Raw genomic sequence first — 5,392 nt, forward strand, 5'->3', positions numbered from 1 at the left:
GATCCGTGGCCGAGGACAGCAGATCCCGCAGCTCCGCCAGCCCCTCGACCTCATCTGGAGGACGGTCGCCGGGGCCGGTCCGCGTCAGCGGCGGTACGGGGACACCGCGTGCCCGCACCGCCCGCGCCTCAGACGCGGGCCCGGAGGTTCTGCTCCGGCGACCAGGAGGGGGACTTGGAGTTGGAGTTCACCAGTAGTGCCGACGGCCGCCGACCGCGTGTCCCAGCGACCCGAGGATCCACAGGATCGCGCCGACCACCAGCAGGATGATGCCGATGGTCCACAGGATGGATACCCCTGTGAGGAAACCGACGATGAGCAGGATGATGCCAAGGGCGATCATGACGCGCCTCCTGTTGACGAAACGCTCCTGTTCACCGGGTGCCCCGAAATCAGCCATGCCATCATCCGCGGTCCGGAATTCTCGAACAGGTCATGCCATGGACGAAGGCCGGATGTTCTGGTTGAGGCGGAACATGTTGGTGGGGTCGTAGGCGTCCTTGACCCTCACGAGCCGTGCGTGTACCGCATCGGGGTACGAGGAGCGCACCTTGTCCTCGGCGGCGTCGCCGGTGAAGTTGACGTACATGGCACCGTCGCCGTGGCGTGCGATGTCCGCGCGGGCCGCACGGGCCCAGGCGACATGACCGTCGAAGCCCGCCGGGTCGGGAGAACGCGCGATCACGTTGCACAGCACGCTCGCCGTCCGCTGGCTGAACGCCGTCTCCTCGGCGGGGACGCGGGCGAAGGCGCCGCCCAGCTGGTGCATATGAAGCTCGCTGAAAGGCGTGGGCGTCTCGAGGTGGTGCCGGAGCACCGCGTCCAGCGCGGCGTCGGACGGCTCGATGAACGCCGATGTGAAGTAGTTGTGGGCGCCGGCCGACCACAGCGGGTCGATCAGCGACTGCATCCCCGTGTACGGCATCGGACCCATGACATCGGCGATGGGCGTCCCCAGCGTCCGCAGCGGACCCACGGCCGCCTCGCCGGCCGCCGGGTCGCCCGCGTACATGCCGAGCACGACGACCACGCGGGTTCCGTGGACCTCCGCGGGCAGGAACGGCAGTGGAGGAGCCGTCGTCAGGTTGACCAGCGTGGTCAGGTCGTCGGGCATGGCGCCGATCAGCTCGCGCCAGCCCGTGACCACCTGCCGGGCCTGGTCGAGCGGATAGACGATCAGCCCCGCCAGGACCTGCGGCCCGACCGGATGCAGCTGGTACTCGAGCGAGGTCACGACACCGAAGTTGCCGCCCCCGCCCCGCAGCGCCCAGAACAGCTCGGAGTTCTCCCGCTCGTCCGCCCGCACCACGCGGCCGTCCGCCGTGACGACCTCGGCCGCCGTCAGGTTGTCCGAGGCCAGACCGTGACGGCGCAGCAGCCAGCCCACTCCGCCGCCGAGCGTGAAGCCGGAGATACCGGTGGTCGACACCAGACCACCGGTCACGGCGAGACCGAAGGCCTGCGTCTCGTGGTCGAGGTCGCCCCAGGTCATGCCCGCCTGGGCGACGACCCTGCGCCGTACCGGATCGACGATGGCGCCCTTCATGGGCGACAGGTCGATGACCACGCCGCCGTCGCAGGTCGAGAAACCGGCGATGCTGTGAGCGCCGCCGCGCACGGCGACCAGCAGGTCCTGGCTGCGCGCGAACTCGACGGCGCGGACCACGTCCGCCGTCCCGGCACAGCGCACGATCAGGGCGGGGTGCTTGTCGTGGGACCCGTTCCAGACGGCGCGGGCCTGGTCGTAGTCGGCGTCGCCGGGGCGGACGACGGTGCCGCGCAGGCCCGCCTCCAGCTCGGCGACGGTGGCGTCTCCCAGGACGCCCTTGGCCGTGTCGATCGACATGGTCGGCTCCTTGCCGTGAGTGCTTCTACCGACGTTCAGGACGCTAGGCAGCGCCTCTTAGCACTCACTCAGCAGCCGCTTTGCCGGTCGACCCGCCCGGCGCCGAACTCAGCAGGACGGCCCGGCCACGGCGGTCGCCGAGGCCGGCGAAGAGCGCTTCGGCGCGGGCCGCGGCCTGCCCTGCGGCCTCGTGCTCACCGTCCTGCCACAGCAGCCGCGCCAGCATGAGGGCGACCCATCCGGCGGCCGAGCGAGACCCGGCGATGTTCTCCAGCGACCGGGCGCGGGCGAGCAGGGCACGGGCGCGCCCCGAGTCACCGGTGGCCCGGGCGACCAGCGCGAGGTGGAGGAGGCTGTTGGTGGCGCCGGGGATGTCGTCGGTCTCCTCGAAGCCCGCGAGGGCACGGGCGACGGCCGCCTCGGCGCTGTCGGTGTCGCCGGCCGCGAGGTGGAGCAGACCGAGGCACCCGAGGGTGATGCCCTCTTCCCGGCGGTCACCGAGCCGGCGCCTGATCGCCAGCGCCGCGTCGAGGAACTTCCGCGCCGCGTCGTGGTCGCCACGGCTCCGGTGGAGGTTGCCGAGGGTGTTCAGGGCCAGGGACTCGCCGTGCGGGTCGGCGAGCGCGCGGAAGCGGTCGACGCCCGCCTCGGCCGCCTGAACCGCGGCGTCGGCGTCGCCGTCGAGACGGCTCGCCCACGCGAGATTGGCCAGGGCGTAACCGCGTGCGCGGGAAGCGCCCACCGTGCGCCCGGCCAGCACCGTCTCCTCGAAGAACAGCGAAACCCGCCCCGCCGCGTCGGCCTCGACCGTGTAGCCCGGTGTCATGACAGGGAAGAACGGACCGCCGCCCGCCGCGACGTCGTCCAGCAGCCGCAGGCTCTCCCGGCACGCCTCGCGCGCCACCGGGCCCTCGCCGCGGCAGACGGCCCAGACCCCCTCCAGCAGTGCGGCGGCGGCCAGGACCGAGGGCTCACCGGCCTCGCACGCCAGGGCGCGGGCCAGGTCGAGGGCGGTGCGGGCGCGGTCCCAGGTGCCGCGCATCCACAGCAGGACCGCCTGCTGACAGCGGGCCTGCGCCAGCGCCGCCGGGTCCGGCCGCCGCTCGTGGATCGCGACGATCTGCCCGGCGATGTCCTCCAGCGGGGAGCCGTCACCGAGGCGGACGGCCAGCACGGCACAGCCCATCAGCGCCCTCGCCCGCTGCGGGGACGGCTCCGGTGCGGCGGCCAGGGCGTCCTCGAGCCACCTGCGGCCCTCCGCCAGCCGCCCCCGTTCGGGCCAGAAGGACCGCAGGGCCACGGCCAGCCGCAGCGCGCCGTCCGGTTCGTGGCGCAGCAGGGAGCGCAGAGCGGCCCGCAGGTTGCCGTAGTCGGCCTCCAGTTCCAGCGACATCGCCCCCGAGACCCCGGTGGGCGGCTCCCGGTCCCCGGCCTCGGCGAGCGCCAGGTAGAAACGCCGGTGCCGGGCCTCGGCGGCCGCCAGTTCCCCGGTGGCCCGCAACCGGTCCAGGGCGTACTGCCGGATCGTCTCCAGCAGCCGGTAGCGGACCTCGTCCTGCCGGGGCTCCGCCGACACCAGGGACTTGTCGGCGAGCCGCCCCAGAACGTCGAGCACCGGGCCCGCGTGGGTGCCGTCCGCGTACATCTCCTCGGCCGCGGCGAGGGAGAACCCGCCCGTGAAGACCGCGAGCCTGCGGAACAGGCGCCGCTCCTCGTCGTCGAGCAGCCGGTGGCTCCACTCCAGCGTGGCCAGCAGCGTCTCCTGCCGGGTCGCGCCGTGCCGGGTGCCGCGGCTGAGCAGGGCCAGGGCGTCGTCGAGCCGTTCGGCGATCTGACGCGGGGCCAGCATCGGCACCCGGGCCGCCGCGAGTTCCAGCGCCAGCGGCACACCGTCGAGCCGGAAACAGATCTGCGCCACGGCGGCCGCGTTACCCTCGGTCAGCCGGAAGCCGGGGGAGACGTCGGCGGCCCGCTCCACGAACAGCCGCACGGAGGCGAAGCGTTCCAGGTCCGCCAGGGGCGGCAGCCGGCGCGGATCCGGCAGCTCCAGGGAGGGCACCCGGAAGGTGCGTTCCCCGTAACTGCGCAGCGGTTCCCGGCTGGTCGCGAGGACGGAGACCCCCGGGCAGCCGGCGACGACCTCCGAGGCCAGGGCGGCGCACGCGTCCACCAGGTGCTCGCAGTTGTCCAGCACCAGCAGCAGCTCCCGGCCCGCGAGCTGAGCCACCAGCGCCGGGCGGCGGCCACCGGACGGAGGCAGACACAGCCCCAGGGCCGCGGCCACCGCGTCGGGTACGAGGTCCGGTTCCGCGAGCCCGGCCAGGTCCACGAACCACGCCCCGTCCCGGAAGCCGTCGCCCCGCCGGGCCGCCACGGCGAGCGCGAGACGGGTCTTGCCGCAGCCGCCGGCCCCGGTGAGGGTCAGCAGTCTGCCGCGCCGGAGCAGCTGCTCCACCTCGGCCATCTCGCGCTCCCGGCCGATGAGGGCCGTGGCCGGTGCGGGCAGACGCTGCCGTGGTGTCTCGCGCCGCTGTTCCGGCGCCTCGACCGAGTCGGCGAGCAGGGCACGGTAGAGCCGGCGCGTCTGCGGGTCGGGGTCGGTGCCGGTGTCCTGGCGCAGCGCGTCCCGCAGCCGCTCGTAGTCGGCCAGCGCCTCCCGGCGCCGACCGGCCTCGGCCAGGACCCGCATCAGGGTCCGGTGGCCCGGCTCGTGCAGCGGGTCCTCGGCGATCAGCGCCCGCAGCACGTCGACGGCCTCCGCCGTGCGGTGAGCGTGGTCGAGCGCCTCCGCGAACCGCAGACGCAGTGCCGTACGCTGCGTCTCCAGTGCCTCGGCCGCCTCGCTCACCCAGGGCTCGTAGCGGTCCTCCGGCAGCAGACCGGGGCCGGCCAGGGCGAGCGCGGCCCGGTAGTCCGCGGCTTCGCCGCCCTCCGTGGCCCGCCGGGCCGCCTCGTCGAACGCGTCGAGGTCGATCCGTACGCCTCCGTCGGGGCCGAGCAGCACCATGTCGTCGCGCAGGACGACGACCTCTCCAGGTGTCCCGGCGGAGGCCAGCGCCCGGCGGACGGCGTGCAGCACCTGGTGCAGGTTGTTGGCGGCGGCCGTCGGGTCGAGGTCCGGCCACAGCAGGTCGTAGAGCCGCTCCCGGTGCATCCGGTGGCCGGGGGCCAGGGACAGCAGTTTGAGCAGGCTCCGGGCCTTGCGCAGCCGCCACGCCCCGGCGGCGACCGGGCGGTCCTCGACCGTCACGGCGAAACCGCCGAGAAGCCGGATGCGCACCTCGTCGGCCATGGCTGTCCTCACGAGCAGGCTACCGCCCGACGACATCCCGGACCTGTCCGTCGCAGCGGCCGCCGTGGGGGACCGGAACAGTGGGCGATCGCCGGAAAGCTGCGGGGCGGGTGGTCGCGTCGGCGGGGCACCGGCTGGCTCCTGCGCGGCGTGCGGCTTCGGTCGGGCGCAGGATGGCGCGCGGCGGCATCCCGGACCTGTCCGCCGCACCGGCCGCCGTCAGAGCTGCGGGCTGTGACGGGGGAGTGGAGCGG

General features: G+C 74.1%; 3 protein-coding genes. All 3 read right to left on the reverse strand.

From position 1 onward, the window contains the following. Positions 1-187: 187 nt before the first annotated feature. The 3 genes from ACWEN3_RS40405 to ACWEN3_RS40415 all read right to left on the reverse strand — a co-directional run bounded on the left by ACWEN3_RS40405 (position 188) and on the right by ACWEN3_RS40415 (position 5,138). Positions 188-343 (reverse strand): DUF6131 family protein, encoded by a 156-nt coding sequence (locus ACWEN3_RS40405; protein WP_452981904.1) that lies wholly within the window; start codon positions 341-343, stop codon positions 188-190. 90 nt (positions 344-433) lie between these two features. Continuing rightward, positions 434-1,846, reverse strand: coding sequence for an FAD-binding oxidoreductase (locus ACWEN3_RS40410; protein ID WP_452981907.1), 1,413 nt, complete (start codon positions 1,844-1,846; stop codon positions 434-436). 64 nt (positions 1,847-1,910) lie between these two features. After that, positions 1,911-5,138 carry a BTAD domain-containing putative transcriptional regulator gene (locus ACWEN3_RS40415; protein WP_452981910.1) on the reverse strand — a complete coding sequence of 1,076 codons (3,228 nt, stop codon included), beginning with the start codon at positions 5,136-5,138 and terminating at the stop codon, positions 1,911-1,913. Positions 5,139-5,392 lie beyond the last annotated feature (254 nt).

Source organism: Streptomyces sp. NPDC004561 (genome assembly GCF_053602155.1).